At 43.2% G+C, this 18,023-nt stretch carries 15 protein-coding genes and 1 other RNA gene; 5 read left to right on the plus strand and 11 right to left on the minus strand.

Annotation, left to right across the window (positions count from 1 at the left end):
• Nucleotides 1-159: 159 nt before the first annotated feature.
• Nucleotides 160-1,872 carry a M48 family metalloprotease gene (locus JGK07_RS00565; RefSeq protein WP_293191126.1) on the minus strand — a complete coding sequence of 571 codons (1,713 nt, stop codon included), beginning with the start codon at nucleotides 1,870-1,872 and terminating at the stop codon, nucleotides 160-162.
• A 489-nt stretch (nucleotides 1,873-2,361) separates the two neighbouring features.
• Between JGK07_RS00565 and JGK07_RS00570 the strand changes: the two genes are divergently transcribed.
• From JGK07_RS00570 to folB, 5 genes are all read left to right on the plus strand, one after another.
• On the plus strand, nucleotides 2,362-3,642 hold the full coding sequence (locus JGK07_RS00570) for a glutamate-5-semialdehyde dehydrogenase (protein ID WP_363319637.1): 1,281 nt from the start codon (nucleotides 2,362-2,364) through the stop codon (nucleotides 3,640-3,642).
• A 128-nt stretch (nucleotides 3,643-3,770) separates the two neighbouring features.
• Nucleotides 3,771-4,115, plus strand: coding sequence for a hypothetical protein (locus JGK07_RS00575; RefSeq protein ID WP_293176231.1), 345 nt, complete (start codon nucleotides 3,771-3,773; stop codon nucleotides 4,113-4,115).
• A complete protein-coding gene (locus JGK07_RS00580) occupies nucleotides 4,112-4,342 on the plus strand; it encodes a hypothetical protein (RefSeq protein WP_293176233.1) in 231 nt (76 codons plus the stop codon). The genes JGK07_RS00575 and JGK07_RS00580 overlap by 4 nt, the downstream gene beginning before the upstream one ends.
• Nucleotides 4,343-4,646: 304 nt before the next feature.
• Nucleotides 4,647-6,014 (plus strand): serine/threonine-protein kinase, encoded by a 1,368-nt coding sequence (locus JGK07_RS00585; protein ID WP_293241309.1) that lies wholly within the window; start codon nucleotides 4,647-4,649, stop codon nucleotides 6,012-6,014.
• Nucleotides 6,015-6,218: 204 nt separating this feature from the next.
• Nucleotides 6,219-6,575: a dihydroneopterin aldolase gene (gene folB / locus JGK07_RS00590; protein ID WP_293176237.1), complete on the plus strand. Its 357-nt coding sequence runs from the start codon at nucleotides 6,219-6,221 to the stop codon at nucleotides 6,573-6,575.
• Between the two features lie 209 nt (nucleotides 6,576-6,784).
• Here folB and JGK07_RS00595 read toward each other — a convergent pair whose 3' ends face one another.
• The 10 genes from JGK07_RS00595 to ssrA all read right to left on the minus strand — a co-directional run bounded on the left by JGK07_RS00595 (nucleotide 6,785) and on the right by ssrA (nucleotide 17,771).
• A complete protein-coding gene (locus tag JGK07_RS00595; protein ID WP_293176239.1) occupies nucleotides 6,785-8,074 on the minus strand; it encodes an adenylate/guanylate cyclase domain-containing protein in 1,290 nt (429 codons plus the stop codon).
• A gap of 22 nt (nucleotides 8,075-8,096) precedes the next feature.
• Complete coding sequence (locus JGK07_RS00600) at nucleotides 8,097-8,492, minus strand: response regulator (RefSeq protein ID WP_293176241.1); 396 nt, start codon at nucleotides 8,490-8,492, stop codon at nucleotides 8,097-8,099.
• A 47-nt stretch (nucleotides 8,493-8,539) separates the two neighbouring features.
• Nucleotides 8,540-10,438, minus strand: coding sequence for an ATP-binding protein (locus JGK07_RS00605; protein ID WP_293205644.1), 1,899 nt, complete (start codon nucleotides 10,436-10,438; stop codon nucleotides 8,540-8,542).
• A gap of 7 nt (nucleotides 10,439-10,445) precedes the next feature.
• A complete protein-coding gene (locus JGK07_RS00610) occupies nucleotides 10,446-12,851 on the minus strand; it encodes an ATP-binding protein (RefSeq protein WP_293241307.1) in 2,406 nt (801 codons plus the stop codon).
• A gap of 907 nt (nucleotides 12,852-13,758) precedes the next feature.
• A complete protein-coding gene (gene nuoK / locus JGK07_RS00615; protein ID WP_228042566.1) occupies nucleotides 13,759-14,064 on the minus strand; it encodes an NADH-quinone oxidoreductase subunit NuoK in 306 nt (101 codons plus the stop codon).
• Between the two features lie 124 nt (nucleotides 14,065-14,188).
• Nucleotides 14,189-14,812: an NADH-quinone oxidoreductase subunit J gene (locus JGK07_RS00620; RefSeq protein ID WP_293176247.1), complete on the minus strand. Its 624-nt coding sequence runs from the start codon at nucleotides 14,810-14,812 to the stop codon at nucleotides 14,189-14,191.
• A gap of 16 nt (nucleotides 14,813-14,828) precedes the next feature.
• Nucleotides 14,829-14,987, minus strand: a complete 159-nt coding sequence (locus tag JGK07_RS00625) for a hypothetical protein (RefSeq protein WP_293176249.1) — start codon at nucleotides 14,985-14,987, stop codon at nucleotides 14,829-14,831.
• A 33-nt stretch (nucleotides 14,988-15,020) separates the two neighbouring features.
• Entirely contained in the window at nucleotides 15,021-15,599 is a 579-nt protein-coding gene (ndhI, locus tag JGK07_RS00630; protein WP_293176251.1) for an NAD(P)H-quinone oxidoreductase subunit I, read from the minus strand.
• Nucleotides 15,600-15,697: 98 nt separating this feature from the next.
• Nucleotides 15,698-16,816 (minus strand): NADH-quinone oxidoreductase subunit NuoH, encoded by a 1,119-nt coding sequence (nuoH, locus tag JGK07_RS00635; RefSeq protein WP_293205648.1) that lies wholly within the window; start codon nucleotides 16,814-16,816, stop codon nucleotides 15,698-15,700.
• A gap of 564 nt (nucleotides 16,817-17,380) precedes the next feature.
• Nucleotides 17,381-17,771, minus strand: a transfer-messenger RNA (tmRNA) gene (gene ssrA / locus JGK07_RS00640).
• Between the last annotated feature and the right edge of the window lie 252 nt (nucleotides 17,772-18,023).

The raw sequence follows: 18,023 nt of genomic DNA on the forward strand, positions 1-18,023 counted from the left end.
AGCGTAGCTATCCCGTAGGGCGATCGCCCTTTCTGACATATATTGCTTAATTTGACACTAATGCTCTAGTCCTTAACCCTGACTTAAGAGGACTGAAGTCCTCACTACGAACCAGGTTTGTAGTAAGGACTTCAGTCCTTTCAAATGTTAAGCTGGAAATTACAGAAATAGAACTGCAATACCGATCGCGATCGCACCAATCCCCATCACAAAAGACCAGAAACGGTGATAGCTGCTAACCGTCGTACCGCTATCGCTTTCAAGCTGAATCAAATCCATCCAAGGCGCCACACCCCGGCGGAACCAACCCAAAGCACTAACATCCATACCAATCAAACTTTTAACCCGTTTCATCCCAAACAGAAAATTACCAATCGGCCCAAAACGAGAAGCATAATGTAGATACATCATTCCCGTTCTGTCTTGCAATTTCAAATCAGAACCAAACGCATAACCCGCATCACCGCGACCAATTAATTCGCCTTGTAGTTTCGCAGGTTGACCGCGTAAAGGACTAGCATAAGGGTCAGACATTAAAGTTAAAACATCCAACTCTTCTGCTTGTGCGTAATTCGGGAACATCACCAAAGCTTTGATTAAAATTCCCACGCCCAAACCGATTAAAGCACAAGCAACCATCATCATCGGATTCGCAGCCGAGAGGGAAATGCCGATCGCAAAACCCACCGCCAAGCCCAGAGTTTCCGCACTGTACAGCAGCAAATCAAAAAAGAAATTTCCGTACAATTTCCGCTTGCTCAAATTGTGGCCTTCGCCCACAATCCGACCCATATCAAACTCAATATCCAAGCCTAATTGTTCCGCATAGGTGCTCAACGCGCGAACTCGCTTACCAGTCAGCGGGTGAGTCGAATTCAACTCCATCCACCAACCCCACGGATTGAACATATCCCACAGAAAAACTCGTCCAATTTTTTCCGGTTTCGACGAAATCCGGTAAGCAGTACCGCTAGATACCGCAGCTTTTGCATCGTAAATGCCTAAAGCGCGAGTTCCTTCTAACAAGCGGCTGGGTTCCGTTGCTCTTTCTCCTTCTTCCAAAATACCGTAAGCAATTTTTACCAAAGCGCGCGATAAAGCGTTGGGGTTTCCGGTAGTTTCGGCGGCAAAATGGTCTGCAAAATATTCTCGTGTCCGCGACAGATACAGCAGCAAATAAGTGCCGGCGATGTAAAAAAAATAAGCCACAGCAGCGACGCTACCTGCCGCACTTCTAGCTTTATCGCCAGCGCTTCGACCGAGGCTTTGAGCTGTAGTGTAAATTAAATAAGTAATCTGCACTAAAGTCGAAGCTAAAGTCATTACTGCAAAGTCCCAATGGACGATGTGACCTAGTTCGTGGGCGTAAACAGTAGCAATTTCATCGTCGTCTAAATAGGTGAAAAGACCTTGACTGACGACTAAGCGAGCGCTGTTAGGAAAAGAACCGTAGGTAAAAGCAGTAGGGTTTTGGTCGTCGATAATTCCTAAACGCGGCTGCTTGAGCTTTTTCTGTTTGCAAACCTTCTGAATAACTTTCGCAGTTTCTGGACTCAGGCTGTCAATTTCTGCTAGGGAAACCCAGCGAGTATTGTAAAGCCAATTTTGGGTTAAGTCCATCAAGTAAGGCGATAGGAAAAAAGCTGCGATGTTAAAAATCAGAGTGATCGGAAGTGCGATCGCCAATCCGGTAACTGGATCGGGGCCGTTGAGAATGAAAACTGAGGCCAAGGACAACACGAACACCATACCAAATAGCATGATGATAGTGGCGCCGGAAGCTAAAACGAGGTTTCCGCCAGTTTTCTGGATCAGTTTAATCCCGGCTTTGGGCGATCGCCCAGCCTTGCGTAAAGGAGCTTGAGATGACATAATATTCTCCTAAGGTTATTGACAAAAGGTAATTACCGTGGGAATTTATCTATACTTCACTGTTTTAACCTGTCACTACGGAGCGCGCTAAGGAGTCTCAACAAAAATATATAATTTCCTGTAAATTGTTAAGATGGAAAACCGCCCGCCCAATTTATTTCCCAAAATCTAATTCCCATTTCAAAACTCAACAATCAAAACTATTTATAGCGGTCATCAGAAAGATGAGGTACGTTGTTGGGCTTGGGCCCTTCTTGGTTTAATTGGTTATATAAGCTGTCAGTTATACCTCATCTTTTTGAGAAAGGCTATATTTCAAAGTTACAAAAAAGAATTGGTTTCAAGCCGGAACCCTTGTATCGAGAAATTAAAATCAGACAATTCGAGGTCGCCCTCAAGCTGTCAACTGTCAACTGTCAACTGTCAACTGTCAACTGTCAACTGTCAACTGTCAACTGTCAACTGTCAACTGTCAACTGAATGAACGCCATGTCGATTATTGAAATTGCCCAAAAAACGCGCCAAGCTGCTAGGAAATTGGCAGTTTTGTCCGCTGATGCCAAAAATCAAGCGATTGAAGCTATTGCTAAAGCTTTAGAAGCTGCTGCGCCGGATGTTTTGGCGGCGAATGCTGCTGATTGCAAGGCGGCTGAGGTTGATGGCATTGCGAAACCGCTGTACGATCGCCTGAAGTTGGACGAGAGCAAGTTGCAAAGTGCGATCGCGGGTGTGCGCGACGTTGCCAAGCTCCCAGAGGCGATCGGTGCCGTCCAAATTCACCGCGAATTAGACACAGGATTAATTCTGAAGCGCATCACCTGTCCTTTAGGGGTTTTAGGGATTATTTTTGAAGCGCGTCCAGAAGCTTTAATTCAGATAGTATCCTTGGCAATCAAATCCGGCAACGGCGTAATTCTCAAAGGCGGCAAAGAAGCAGTCCGTTCCTGCGAAATCTTGACAAAAGTAATTCGCCAAGCATTAGCAGAAACCGCAGTCAATCCCGAAGTAGTCCAGTTATTAACCACGCGGGAAGAAACAATCGAACTGCTAAAAATGGATGAATATATAGATTTAATTATTCCCAGAGGTTCCAACTCTTTTGTCCAGTTTGTGCAGGATAATACCCGAATTCCTGTGTTGGGACACGCCGACGGAATTTGTCATTTGTATGCAGACAAAGCTGCGGATATCAACAAAGCAGTAGAGATTGCCGTCGATGCCAAAACGCAATATCCCGCCGCGTGTAATGCCATTGAAACTATGTTAGTTCACAGTGCGATCGCGCCCAAATTCCTGCCCATAGTTGCCGAAGCATTGCAGCAAAAAAAAGTCGAACTGCGGGGAGACGAACCAACTCGCGCCATCTTGGATATTGCCGCAGCTACAGAAACAGATTGGTCAACAGAATACAGCGATTTGATTTTGTCAATCAAAATCGTAGATTCTGTGGAAGAGGCAATTAATCACATCAACACTTACGGTTCGAGACACACAGATGTGATTGTCACCGAAGATAGCGAAGCCGCCGAAACATTTTTAAATGGAGTAGATGCGGCCGGAGTTTATCATAATTGTTCGACTCGATTTGCCGATGGTTTCCGCTACGGTTTCGGTGCAGAAGTGGGGATTAGTACGCAGCAAATGCCACCTCGCGGGCCTGTTGGTTTAGAAGGATTGGTGACGTATAAGTATCGAGTGGTTGGAGATGGTCATATTGCGGCTAGTTATGTGGGGAATGAGGCTAAGGAATTCACTCATCGGGATTTGTAAAAAGTCAATAATCGCGCAGAGTTATCATTAAGAACAGCACAGGATGTGAGAGGGAATTTAGAGTTTGAAATCGCGGCTATATGGTAAAATCACCTGTGCTGTGCTAGGAGTGAAAGTCTAATTGCATTATGGCGAATTTACCAGATGAAACCTTAACAACAATCTCTAACTTGTTGCCTCGCTTGTTTCAAGTGATTAACCTAGCGACGGAAACGGAGTCTAGCTTGTTTGAGCAATATGGCGAGACAGATGAGACGATTGATGAGCTAGAGCAAGTCAGAAATGCAGAGGAAAGGTTAAGAACTTTGTACAATCGCATTTATGGGTTAGTGTTGCAGATAGCTGAGTCTCAACCAGCAGCTAATTCTGCTACACTAAATTTACTGTATCAGTCAATCGAACAGGCAGTCGCTACAGCCTATGCTGTAGAGGCAACAGCTCAAGAAACAAAAAGAAATTGGAACTTATTATGAATAATGAAAAAAAAATTCCTGATGCAGAGACGAGAGCAAAATCAATAGCTCGCTGGCGCGAAGTGAATTTAATGTTGGAAGATTTGAATATGAAGTTGGCGCAGGCTCAGGCTCTAGCAGAAGTCGATTTACAAAATAGCCCGCTTTACGTGCGTCGCCGGGAAAGAGTCAGAAAGCAGTTAGAAGCTTTGAAAGAGCATAAGTTAGCAGAAAAAGCAGGTGAATAAGCGCGATCGCAGTTGGGATGATTTTAAGAGTAGGCTGTTAGACACCCGACTTTAAAAAAAGTCGGGTATCTAGTATTTTTGTGAAGCCGTTTCTTACTTCTTAGTTATACTTTAAGTCAAACTTCTCTGATCGTCTATTCCTATGACTCTCATAGAAGATATAGATGATTTAATTAATTGATTTAATCAAATCACAAACCTCTACACCATCAAAGTGCGATCGCCCTCACAGCCAACCAAACTTAGCTACAATAAGCTATACCGTCCCCCGCGACTCCCCAAATCGAACAATCCGCCCTGGTTTATGTCCAACCCTTCCCCCCTAGCCCCAGGTTCCACCCTCGAAAAACGCTACCGCATCATCCGCGAATTAGGCCGCGGCGGCTTCGGGCGGACTTACCTCGCAGAAGATACCAACCGCTACGGCGAACAATGCGTGCTCAAAGAGTTTTCTCCGGTGGTTCACAGCCCGAAAGCGGCCGAATTGTTCGATCGCGAATCGAGTATCCTTTATAGCCTTCAACACCCCCAAATCCCGCGTTTCCGAGAACTTCTACGAACCGATATCGGTGGGAATCCATCTTTATTTTTAGTGCAAGATTATATCAAAGGTCAAACCTACGAAGAAATACTGATATCGCGCCAGCAACAAGGTAAAAATTTTAGCGAAGCCGAAGTTACTCAAATACTATTTCAGCTTTTACCAGTTTTAGAATACATCCACTCGAAAAATTTAATTCACCGCGATATCTCGCCGGACAATATTATTCAGCATGATGCTGACAAACTACCGTTTTTAATTGATTTTGGTTCTGTCAAACAAATCGCAGCGAGTGCTCTATTTCAGTCTAAGGGACAATCGGATACGGCGATCGGCAAACAGGGATATTCGCCGATCGAACAAATGCGACAGGGTAAAGTGTCTCCGGCTAGCGATTTGTATGCTTTGGCTGTCACCGCTTTAGTCTTGCTGACAGGGAAAAAGCCTCAGAAATTGTACGATGTTAATCAAAAAACTTGGGATTGGCGGGATCGCGTCAGTGTCAGTCAAAACTTAGGGATGGTATTGGATCGGATGTTAGCAGATCGATCGGGCGATCGCTACCAATCTGCAAAAGAAGTCCGTGAAGCACTCAAAGACCCAAAATTATCCCAAATTGGCAGTATAATCTCCCAAATGGTCACAATGAATTTTGTCGGCCGCCCCTTCAAAAACGCCACTCAAACTCCTACCAGCAATCATACTCCTGTCAACCAAAACCCTCAAATTGTTAAAAACACCAATATTTTAAAATTAATTCCTTGGAAAACTGTCGCTAGTTTAAGCGTGGTTTTATTGCCGGGAGTGTTAGCTTTTGGTGCCGTCAAATCTGGTTTTACCCTACCCAAACTGCCTGAATTACCCAAGTTTCCGGAACTTCCACAATTTCCCACAAATACGTCTTTAGATGCAGAAATAGCTAGGCAAGAAAAAATTGGAAAGCGTCGCAAAAATCTCAACATTGACCCAGATATATTCTATCAAAAAGTAGATGAATTATTTTACAATAAATATCCCGAATTACAAGGTCGTACATTGACAGACAAGCCCGAAGATGCAGAAATTAGGCAGAAATGGTGTGAAGTTGCTGAGGATTTTCTGGATAATTTGGAGAAGGGAGGGCAGTTGTAAAATTTAAGATAGAATAAGAGTTATTTAACCACAGAGGGCGCAGAGGGCGCAGAGGGGAGAAAGAAAGAGATACAAGAGAAGGAGAACGGGTGCATCTCATTTTTGCAAATATCTTCGCCCTTTCCAAATTGAAATGCACCCAGGATAACTTTATCTGGTTTAATACAATTTGGTATAGGCAACTTACTTTTAGTTTATTTCACAATGGATTGTATTCAACTTACAGGAATTCGCTGCTACGGCTACACGGGCTACCTACCGGAAGAGCAGGTTTTGGGGCAGTGGTTTGAAGTGGATGTCACTCTCTGGCTAGATTTGTCGAAAGCTGGAAAAAGTGATGATATTGAACATACTCTGGATTACCGCAGTGCCATTACCCTGATTCAAGAGTTAGTCAAAAACTCCAAGTTTTTATTGATCGAACGGTTAGCAGATACGATCGCCCAAGCGCTTTTACAACTACCGTTGGTTGATAAAGTTAAGTTACAACTTTCAAAACCTGCCGCCCCGATTCCTGATTTTGGAGGCAAAATCACTCTAGAAATTACTAGAAGTCATTAGTGATTAGTCATATCATTTCCGGTCAATTACCATAACAAAAACAGTTGGTAGTACCCACGCAAGTCCGCTCCATTTTGCGGACTTTCGTGGCCACGCGCGATCGAATCTAATTGCGGTTAATGGATCGGACACGATATCATTGATTATTGGTTATTGGTATATCTTCTCAAATAACCAATAATCCGACTATTTCCAGCATTCATCGCCCTTTAATTCGAGTATTTATTTTGGCATCGATTCCAGTGTAATTGTGCTACAGTATCTTGTGGATTATGCTGCAAGCATTTTTCAAAACATCGGGAAGCAGCTTCCCATTCTTCTGTTGTGTAAAATACTAACCCTTGCTCAAACTCGGTTTTAGTAGCGAGTTTTTGCTCTTGAATTTCCGGCGGATCTGCATCCAAGACTTCAAAGACGGATACCACTTTAGATTTGCCTTTAACTTGTACAAGATCGACTAAACGAATGCAATATTGATTAGCATCTTTTAACCCTAAAAATGTGCAATCGCTAATCAACAAAGGCACGCCATACAGCTTAGTTAAAGTTTCTAGTCGGGAGGCTATATTGACAGCATCGCCGATTGTTGTCCCGTCCATACGAAATTTTCCGCCGACAGTTCCAAGCATTAACATTCCTGTATTGATACCGATGCCAATTTTAATGGGAGGGCGATCGCGTGCTTTTCGGGTTAGATTGTATTCGGCAAGTTTTTTGAGCATAGAGATTCCCGCCTTGACGGCATAATCCGCATGATAAACACTACCAAATAATGCCATAATCGCATCGCCAATATATTTGTCAATTAACCCATTATTCTCAATAATAGCGGGTTCCATTATAGAAAAATAGCTGTTAATAAATTTAAAAATATCTTCTAAAGGCATGGTTTCTGAAAGACTTGTAAACGATCGAATATCAGAAAACATAACTGACATCTCTTTTTTCACAGAATCACCAAGTTCAATATCGACAAGATTTTCTTTGTTCAACAATTTTAGAAACTCATCCGGTACGAAGCGAGAACAAGCTGTGTTTAAAGAAATTAAATTTTGGTTTATTTTAATTAATTCTATATTTTGTTTAATTATATTTTTTGCTTGCATATAACTTTTTGTAGCCTCTGTTATCGTCAAAAATAAATCTTCAGCTTGCCAGGGCTTAGCTATGTACCGATAGAGTTTTGCCGTATTAATGGCATTGGTGACTCCCTCGATACTCGCTTGCCCCGTCAGCATGATCGTAATTGTTGAAGGAGATTTGTTGTGGATTTCTTTTAAGACTTCATCTCCTTTCATTCTGGGCATCATGTAGTCGGCAATCACGACAGCAATTTGATGACCATCTTCTAATAAATCATCAACCATTTGCAGCGCTTCATGCCCGTCATGCGCTGTTTCTATTTGATATTGATTTTCCAGGGTTTCTGATAGTTCTTTTCTGAGGCTATCAAGAATCATTTGCTCATCATCGACACACAGAATGACTGGTTTTTTCATATTCCTCTAAGGTGGGATTAATTTATAATTTTTCAATTCCCGACTTGATGGAGTTAATCAGTTCTTGCTTTGTCCAAGGTTTGGGAATAAGATGATGAAGATCTGCTTCTTTTTGGGCTCGTTCGATCGCTGCATCATCTGCCTGTCCGGTTAATAAAATTTTCACCGTTCCTGGAAACCTTTTCTGGACTTCAACGAGCAATTCATCGCCTTTCATTCCCGGCATTAACCAATCAGAAACAATAATTACGACTTGAGTTCCTTCTTCATAAAGTTCGTCTAAAACTTCTAGTGCTTCTTCTGCATTTTCGGCAGTTTCATATACATATTGGTCATCAAATTCTTCTTGAATTTGTCGCAGTACGCTGTTTAAAATAACAACTTCATCATCAACACACAGAATTGCAAGCTTAGGCATAATTATTTTTTCTGCTGAAATTACAAACAATTTAACATCAAATTACTCTAAATATCTGCTGGCAATGCCACAATAAAAGTAGTTTTTCCAGGCAGCGATCGAAAATGAATTGTCCCTCCATGTTTTTCAATAATTTTTTTCACGATGTCCAGCCCTAAACCGCTGCCCTCTCCTGGAGGCTTAGTGGTAAAAAATGGCTGAAAGATTTTATCTTGAATCTCTTCTGGTATGCCATTACCGCTATCGGTAATACTGACTTCAATGTTACCATTCAATCGAGCGGCATCAACTCTGAGTATTCCCCGATAATTCATCGCTTGCAAAGCATTGTGAATTAAGTTTGTCCAAACTTGATTGAGTTCATCGAAATAGCATTCGATCTGAGGCAAATCTTCATAGTTTTTGATTAATTCTACTCCATGTTTGATTGGATTTTGATAAAGTGTCAGAACTGCTTCTAATCCTTCGATAATATTGACTTTAATTTTTTGCTCGTTGAGATTTTGTCTGGCATAGGTTTTGAGTGCAAATACAACTTTTGCAGCTCTTTCAGAGGCAGTATTGATATCTCTAGTGCTTTCTTGCAATCGCACAAAAGAGCGGACTGTTTTGAGAAATATTTCGCTGCTGGGCTCTTGAAATAAATTGAACAGAGGTTCTATATTTTCGTAGATTTTAAGATCGAGAAGCAAATTGGCAAGAGTATCAGCATTACTGAGATTTTGGGTTTCTAGTTGGGCGACGATTGCTTTTCTCAGTTGTCGTCTTTCCCTTCCAGAAATCAATGCAGGATTTAGCAGCGATCGCGCTAATAATTCCTTAAATTGTAATTCTTTTTCGGGTGTCAACTGTCGAAACCATGTCGGTAATGCAGCCAAATTTTCCGAGAAGTAATCGCCAATATATTTAACAGAGGATTGAATCGCACCCAAAGGTGTATTGATTTCGTGGGCAACTCCCGCAATCAGTTGACCTAATGCTGCCATTTTTTCAGAATGAATCAATTCCTGCTGAGCTGATTCTAGCTGTTTTAAAGTATTGGCAAGTTCTTCGTTTTTTTGCTGTAGCTGTTGCGTTCTTTCGGAAACTTGAGATTCTAAATTACGATTGTAATTCTCTCTAAGTTTTTCGGCTTGTTTCCTTTCTGTAATATCGGAAAAAGTGGCAATCGCATAACAAATTTTTCCAGTTTCATCGCGAATTGGTGTCGAAGAAATCTCTAAAGGAACGATCCGTTTTTCTTGATGAATTTCTAGATCGTCAGTTCGCACTATTTCTCCTGACAAAGAACGCGCGATCGGCAAGTCTGGCGATCGGCACAAATCTTGGCGCTCGCTTTGATACAAAGCATAAATATGGGGTAAATTTTCGATATTCGAGATTGTCCCTTCTGCGATTTCAAACAATTCCTTAGATTTTTGATTGGCGTAGGTTAGTTGTCCCAGAGCGTTATGAACCGATACACCAATTGGCATAGCTTCTAAAAAATGTCTCAATCGCTGTTCATTTTCTATTAATCGTTTATTCTGTTCGGCTAGCTTTCTTTCCTGCACGTAACTTTTAATTGCTTCTTTAACTGTTAATTTTAAATCGACTTTGTGCCAAGGTTTGGAAATATATCGATAGAGTTTTGCGGAGTTAATCGCATTCACGATTCCTTCAACTGTTGCCTCGCCTGTCAACATAATTTTTAGAGTTTGTGGGAGTTTTTCGTGAACGTATCGTAGGACTTCATCTCCTTTGATATCTGGCATGATATAGTCAGAAATCACCAGTGCAATTTCACTACCATCTTTGATTAACTCATCCACCAACTCTAATGCTTCCGCACCTCCCAGTGCTGTTTCAATATCGCATTCATTGTCTAAAGATTCTGATATTTCTCGGATGAGGCTATCCAGAACAATTTGCTCGTCATCAATACAAATCACAATAGGTTTACTCATTTTTTTTTTAACGCTCTATTGGTAGGATAACTGTAAATGTGGTTTGACCTGGACGAGATTCAAAAGTAATCTGTCCCCGATGTTTTGCAACGATTTTGCGAACGATATCCAGTCCTAATCCGCTTCCTTCGCCTGGAGGTTTAGTGGTAAAGAAAGGTTGGAATATTTTCGAGTGGATTTCTGGGGGAATCCCCGTGCCACTGTCGGCAATGCTAATTTGGATATTTTCGTGATTGTGAATTGCGTTAACGGTGAGAGATCCTTTGTTATTCATCGCTTGTAGGGCGTTATGAATCAAATTCGTCCACACTTGGTTGAGTTCGTCAAAATAACACTGAATGGGTGGGATATGTTCGTAGTTTTTAGTTAATTCTATACCCTGTCTGATCTGACTTTGATAGAGGGTCAAAACTGCATCTATGCCGTCGAGGATGTTGGCTTCGATTGTTTCACCGCTAGAGTCGTGTCGGGCGTAGGTTTTTAGGGCAAACACGGCTTTGGCGGCACGATCGCTGGCGATGTTAATATCTCGGGTGCTGGCCTGCAAGCGCACAAAGGCCCGTACAGTTTTGAGAAATTGGTCGCTGTCGCTTTGTCGTAGAAGTGAGAATAAAGGTTCGAGGCGATCGTGAACTCCTAAGTCGAGGAGGATATTGGCTAATCCTTCAGATTTCTCAATGTTTTGGGCTGCGAGTTGGCTAGTAATTGTTTTTCTGAGTTGTCGGCGTTCGCGACCGGATACGATCGTGGTGTTGGCAATGGATCGTTGCAACAATTCCAAAAATTGTGTTTCTCGTTCTGGGGTAAGTTCGCGAAATAATGTGGGAAATTGGCTGAGGTTTTCGTTGAGAAAGTCGGTAATATAACTAACAGAAGAGCGAATTGCTCCTAACGGGGTGTTAATTTCGTGAGCAACTCCTGCTACGAGTTGACCTAATGCTGCCATTTTTTCCGATTGCACTAATTCATCTTGAGTTAGTTGGAGTTCGGTTAAGGTTTGGGATAGTTCGGCTGTGCGTTCGGCAACTTGTTCCTCTAATGTTCGATTGTAATCTTCGCGCAATTTTTCAGCTTGTTTGCGTTCGGTGATATCCTGGAAAGCTGCGATCGCATAACTTAGGTTTCCATCCGCATCGTAAATCGGCGTTCCTGCGCTTTCAATGGGAATAATTTTGTCTGGATGATGAATTTCCATATCCTCGCGACGCACGCTTTTTCCTTGCAACGCATTTAACAGGGGATCTGATTCTTGAGGATAAATGCGATCGCTACCAGCTTGGTAAATTTTGTATTGAATCTGAATTTGTTCGGCAACGGATGCTACCACACCTTGACCGAGAAGATGCTGTCCAGTTTGATTGGTGTAGTAGGGATTTCCGTGACTGTCGGTGACAAAAACACCAATGGGCATGGCATCGAGGAATTGCGATAGGCGACCTTCGCTTTCAGATAACGCTGAATTCAAGGCTTTCATCTCGGCATTCTTCTGTTTGAGTGTTTCTTCATTTTGGCGCAATGCGGCGGTGGCGCGATCGATCGCCAATTGCAACCGTGCCGGTTCGCTAGCTAAAATGAAGACACCGATGCTTCCCACAAGTGCGATCGTCATACCTCCTCCCCTCAACCAAATAGTAACTGGTGAATGGTCATACCATCCAGTTTTAGGAACGGCGGCCAACTGCCAAGAACCGTTCGGTAACGTGACGGAAAGAAAAACGGGTTTTTCCTGAAAAATTGCCCCATTGCCGAAAAAAACCTCACCTTTTTCCCCCAATCCATCTTTGCCACGCAGTACATATTTTAAGTTAGATGATTCTTGTAACAATCCGGCTTCTTCATAGATAGTTTCGGGATTGACCAAAATACTCGCGAGTCCCCAATATTCAGATTTTCCCTCTATTGATTTGACAAAAATAGGCGATCGGTTAATAAATGCAGTACCGCCTTGTACGAGTTTAACCGGGCCGGCAACAACCGATTTTTTTGAGGCAATAGTTCGATCGACAGCTTCTTTTTGGGTCGGCGTTGCTGCTAAGTTCAACCCGAAAGCTTTTTCGTTGCCTACAACCGGATAAATATGACTAATCGCCGATTTTTTGGCTAGGTTCGTACTCCGAATCCCTCGATACCTCTCCAACAGAGGAGAAGCAATAGCTGTAAATTCATCTTGGGTGAGTTCGGGACGGGTTGAAGCATGAGTGACTAAAGCTTCTACGAGAAGAAGTCTGGTGTTAATTGCCCCTTCCAAACGGGCTCGCACGGTACTCAGTTGATTGAGAGTATCTGCCTGTTGTTGTTCCTGAAATCGCTGAGTTTCGGAGCGATCGAGAATCATGGTAGCCGCCAGAATTGATAAGGCTGCGCTCGCAGCAGTTACAAAGGCTTTACCAGTATGTTTTTGAATTTTTCTCATACTATAGCAACCGCCACATCGGTGAGGGCATAAATAACTTCATGAATAGAGCCGATACCCGTACTGCATCAATGATTTGATTCGGGTTCTGCAACTGTCAACTGTCAACTGTCCACTTTCCACTGCTATAGATTGTCCGATATGACTCAATATAAGTTAAAAAAATGGTACGATAGTCCCAATGAATTCGGTAGGTTACAATCGGGAATTGCTAATTTTTAAGATACCCGAACTTAAGTAACACAAAAACTCCTTACAAGTAGCAAAGTTTCCAAAATTCAGATCGCTACTGCACCCTTTCGGGATCGCGATATTTAAAATAAGCTACAATTATGAGCAATAGTCCGGACAGTTTTTAGTTGTAGTCTGAAACCCTTGATTTTCCGTTGGCAACTCGATTACCGACTCCCCTTGAAACTTTGATGCTCTTCTTGGCGATCGAATACTGTCCGAAGGAGTGCATCTCACTTTTCAAGAGGGCGAAGCATGACCGCATATAAGTTATTAGTTATCATCTCATATTGATTTCGGTCATGCTTCGCCCCTACAAACATATTTGCCTTGCGCCAGATGCACCCGTCCGAAGTATTGGTGAGAAAAATTATCTGTATTGCTGTATTCTACAGCGACTTTATTGAGAATTGGCAGTAATTAGGATTTTTACCAACTGCTCTGGGAGCTTTGGTTTGAAGTTGTTTGAAGTGGTATTACACGATACTTTTCAGACATTTTATAGTTTTGCGACATCTGAAAACATTTCAAGCTTATCTCTATTAGCCGATCGCCCTTGATGGTCTTTTGCTTCTAATTTATTGGGTTGAGGGTTGGGGATATTTGAGCTAAAACACCGAAATTCCCCAATTTGGTCAACCCTCCACCTTAATTCTGACAGCTTAATGACCGCTGATTACCATTTCAGCAGATTAAACTCTTCCATGTCTACGGTATTGCGGTTGCGGTAAATCGCCAAGACGATCGCCAAACCAACAGCAGCCTCAGCAGCCGCAACGGTTACTACAAAAACAGTAAATACTTGACCTTTAATCTGTACGGGGTCAAGATAGTTAGAAAAACCCATCAGATTGAGATTGACTGCATTCAGCATCAACTCGATCGACATTAATACCCGCACGGCGTTTCGGCTGGTAATTAAACCGTAAATGCCAATGCAGAAAAGTGCAGCAGCTAATAACAGGAAATACTGGAGTTGCAGTTGCATAATTTTTGGGAGTTGCTCTCAGTCTAAATTACTACAAAACAGGCAGATACAGAGGCTGCGAACAGAAACCAGGTTTCTCGCCTGACGAACAGATAGGTACGCAGTGCACACCCTACAATTACTTTGTTTCCGGTGAAGAAACATCACCGGCTGAAACTAATTCGCGGGGGCGTTCAGGCAAACTAAAAGCTGGTGTATCTGATTGCTTCACGGACAGTTCATCCGCAAAGAAATCGCGGCGCGCCAACACAATTGCTCCTACCATTGCCATCAACAAAAATACCGATGCTAACTCGAAAGGTAGCAAATAGTCGGTGAAGAAGTGTTTGGCGATCGTCACGATCGAACTTTCGGCGGGTGCTCCCGTCGTTGTCACAATTGCCCAAGGAGTAGACACTACCATCGTGCCCAAAAGTGCAAACAAACCAGCACAAACGACTGCGGTTGCGACTTGACGCACCCAAGCGTTAGGAATTGTGCGGAACTCTTCTCGTTTGTTTACCAACATGATGGCAAACAAAATTAAGACGTTAACAGCGCCAACATAAATTAAGATTTGGGCTGCTGCTACAAAGTCAGCATTCAACAATAGGTACAAGCCGGCAATGCTGGTAAATACGCCACACAGCAGAAATGCTGAGTAAACGATGTTGGAGAACAGGACTACTCCTAATGCTCCTCCAATCATCATTACGGCGAGTATGCCAAATGAAACAATTTGAACCCCTTCGGCTAGATTCACAATATTTAATCCTTTGTTAATTGGGCATTGGCCATCGGTAATTGGGCATTGGTAATTGAGAATTGGTAATTGGCAATTGGTAATTGGCAATTGGTAATTGGTAGTTGGTAGTTGGTAATTTGTTGTTTGTTAGTTCCAATAACTTATTACCGATTCCCCATTCCCCATTCCCCATTCCCAATTACCGATTCCCCATTCCCCATTCCCATTACTTACTTTCCTGAATTTCCTCTGGGCGGAGGCCTGCACGGCGATCGGTGTAGGAAACTTCATGAGGGTCCATCACACCTTTCGGCAAATAAGCGAATTCGCGCAACGGTGTCACCATCGGATCGTCTGAAACCTTGTATGGCAAGCGTCCTAGTGCCACATTGTCATAATTCAATTCATGACGTTCGTAGGCGGCCAACTCGTATTCTTCTGTCATCGACAAGCAATTAGTCGGACAATATTCTACACAGTTACCGCAGAAGATACACACCCCGAAATCGATACTGTAGTGCTTGAGTTGCTTCTTCTTAGTTTCTTTGTTAAATTCCCAATCCACCACAGGTAAGTTGATTGGACATACTCGAACACAGACTTCGCAGGAGATGCACTTGTCAAATTCAAAGTGAATTCTGCCCCGAAAACGTTCGGAAGGAATTAGTTTTTCGTAAGGATACTGCACTGTAACCGGGCGGCGTCTCATGTGATCGAAGGTCACAGCTAGCCCTTGGCCGATATACTTAGCAGCTTGAACAGTCTCTTTGGCGTATGCGCCTACTTGATTGAGGAATTTTAGCATCGTGTTCTCTCTCTGTACTTGAGTTTTTGGTAATTACTAATTGATAATAGGTAATTGGTTAACAGGTATTTTTTCTGTTGCCCTTTACCTATTATGAATTAACCGCCAAAAGCAAAGGGAAAGGCAAGTTTCAAAGCTGCGGTCAATAGCAAGTTAACTAGAGCAACCGGAAGCAAAAACTTCCATCCCAAATCTAGCAATTGGTCAATCCGAACTCGTGGCAGAGTCCAACGGAGCAAAACTGCCAAGAACAGGAAAAAGTAGGCTTTCAGCAAGGTCATTGTAATGCCCAGCGTGCCTGTAATTACCTGTAACCACGGAGTTGTCTCGCTCAATCCCAGGGCATTTGTGATGACTCCGACGGGAATCGGGCATTCCCAACCACCGAGGTACAAAACGGCTACTAGCAGGCAAGAAAGGACGAGGTTAACGTAGGAAGCGATGTAGTACAAGGCAAATTTCATGCCTGTATACTCAGTCTGATATCCTGCTACCAATTCTTCTTCTGCTTCGGGTAAGTCAAAGGGTAAACGTTCGCATTCTGCTAGTGCTGCAATCCAGAAAATCAGGAAACCAGCAGGTTGTCGCCAAACGTTCCAACCGACGATGCCGTAGCCTGCTTGTTGATGTACGATGTCGATCGTACTTAAGCTGTTGGACATCATCACAACTGCCAATACTGCCAAAGCTAGGGGAATTTCGTAGCTGAGGGATTGAGCAGCGGCTCTGAGTCCGCCGAGGAGAGCGTATTTGTTGTTAGAAGCATAGCCCGACATCAGCAAGCCGATCGGCTGAATGCTAGAAAGAGCAATCCAGAGAAATATCGCTGTCCCCATATCGGCGATGAGCATATGCTCTCCGAAGGGTACGATCAAGTAGGACAGAAACACTGGAATCACGACAATTACCGGGCCGAGCGTGAACAGCAGCGCGTCAGCTTTTGCCGGTACAATGTCTTCTTTGAATACCAACTTCATGCCATCGGCAACGGGTGCTAGGACTCCCAGGGGGCCGAGAAATTCCGGGCCAATCCGCTGTTGAGCGGCGGCGGAAATTTTCCGCTCTAGCCAGACGCTAGTCAGTACCCCGAATACAGCACCGACAACCATCAGCACCATTGGCAGTGGTAGCCAAAGCACGTGGGCGATGTCCGCCGGTAAGCCCAAATTCGTCAGGGCTTCTACAAAACTTCCTTGTAAGTCAATTCCTGGGTTCATGTTTCCAGCTTTTGAGCGATCGCCATATAATTTTTCACCCATCCTTAGTAGGAGTAGGCTTGGAGATTTGGGTGTTTGTAAAGATTTTTAATGCTTTACCGCATATCAGTATATCGCCGGACAGGCCCCAAGAACCGATAGATGAGGGGAAGTTATAGTTATCTGATCCCCAAGCTTGACTAATGGGTTGCTAACTTATGGTTGAGGAATGAAGAGGAGACGGCAGTGCCCTGTCCCTACCATGATTAATTGTAGGGACACGGCACTGCCGTTTCGTCCGTTTATATCATTGCGATACTAATGAAATTGATATGATATCAATTCCGGTTACACCAGAATGATATAGAGTCCAGGGCAGTGCCGTCTCCCTACAATATTTGTCGGTAGGGACACGGCACTGCCGTCTCCTGATTTTGGCTACTAATAATTCCGATGCTACCGGATTTGATATCACTCCTTTGAGATATAGCCCAAACAAAAAGGGCAGAGAATTAATTCTCTGCCCTTTTTATGCTTTAAGGTAACTTTCAAATGGCTTAAACCATTGATTTTACGCTACCTTTTTTATGGAACTGGGCAGAATCGAACTGCCGTCCAAAATGGGTATTTACCTTCCGATCGTTCACAGGTTTATCCCCTCTGATCCTTGGGGCGGGAACCATCTTTATCCTAAATGGGAGGATTTTCTAGTGATTGCTTTCCCGGCTAGACGACTAGAAACGTTTAGCTAGGGCATCCGTTGGGGGTTGTTATGCTGCCTTTAACGGAGTTAAGCGGCATACACTCTGAACCAAGCTAGAGAAGTTTTTAGGCTACAGCTACGGCTTTGCGAGCGAAAGGAACGATGTTGTTCGCATTTACTATTTTTTTTGAGCCGATATTAACGAGAGTAGACTCCCTCTCGACCTGCATCACGGAGCAGCTTTCGCCACCCTGTCGAAACCATTACAGCCCCTCGTGTTCTCTAATCATAGCTAATATTTTGTATAACGTCAATCGATTTTGGATTTTAGATTTTAGATTTTGGATTGAAGATTTTGGATTTTGAATTGAGGATTGGGGATTTTGGATTGGGGATTGGGGATTGTTTGGCAAATAGTAGAGGCCGCACTACCAAGAAACCGGGTTTTTTAACCGAGACAGATTCAAAAAGGTACGTAGTTGCGCTTGAGCGCTGAAGCGCAACTACGTACCTAAAAAACCTTTA

The sequence above is a fragment of the Microcoleus sp. PH2017_24_DOB_U_A genome, assembly GCF_020738205.1.
Taxonomy (GTDB): Bacteria; Cyanobacteriota; Cyanobacteriia; order Cyanobacteriales; family Microcoleaceae; genus Microcoleus.

Bases quoted from the DNA above. Each gene is read 5' to 3' on its own strand.
- JGK07_RS00600 (WP_293176241.1), bottom strand. From the start codon at position 8,492: ATGCCTAAGCTTGCAATTCTGTGTGTTGATGATGAAGTTGTTATTTTA.
- nuoH (WP_293205648.1), bottom strand. From the start codon at position 16,816: ATGAACCCAGGAATTGACTTACAAGGAAGTTTTGTAGAAGCCCTGACG.
- JGK07_RS00595 (WP_293176239.1), bottom strand. From the start codon at position 8,074: ATGAAAAAACCAGTCATTCTGTGTGTCGATGATGAGCAAATGATTCTT.
- folB (WP_293176237.1), top strand. From the start codon at position 6,219: ATGGATTGTATTCAACTTACAGGAATTCGCTGCTACGGCTACACGGGC.
- JGK07_RS00625 (WP_293176249.1), bottom strand. From the start codon at position 14,987: ATGGGGAATGGGGAATGGGGAATCGGTAATAAGTTATTGGAACTAACA.
- JGK07_RS00575 (WP_293176231.1), top strand. From the start codon at position 3,771: ATGGCGAATTTACCAGATGAAACCTTAACAACAATCTCTAACTTGTTG.
- JGK07_RS00605 (WP_293205644.1), bottom strand. From the start codon at position 10,438: ATGAGTAAACCTATTGTGATTTGTATTGATGACGAGCAAATTGTTCTG.
- JGK07_RS00610 (WP_293241307.1), bottom strand. From the start codon at position 12,851: ATGAGAAAAATTCAAAAACATACTGGTAAAGCCTTTGTAACTGCTGCG.
- JGK07_RS00565 (WP_293191126.1), bottom strand. From the start codon at position 1,872: ATGTCATCTCAAGCTCCTTTACGCAAGGCTGGGCGATCGCCCAAAGCC.
- JGK07_RS00570 (WP_363319637.1), top strand. From the start codon at position 2,362: ATGTCGATTATTGAAATTGCCCAAAAAACGCGCCAAGCTGCTAGGAAA.
- JGK07_RS00585 (WP_293241309.1), top strand. From the start codon at position 4,647: ATGTCCAACCCTTCCCCCCTAGCCCCAGGTTCCACCCTCGAAAAACGC.
- JGK07_RS00580 (WP_293176233.1), top strand. From the start codon at position 4,112: ATGAATAATGAAAAAAAAATTCCTGATGCAGAGACGAGAGCAAAATCA.
- ndhI (WP_293176251.1), bottom strand. From the start codon at position 15,599: ATGCTAAAATTCCTCAATCAAGTAGGCGCATACGCCAAAGAGACTGTT.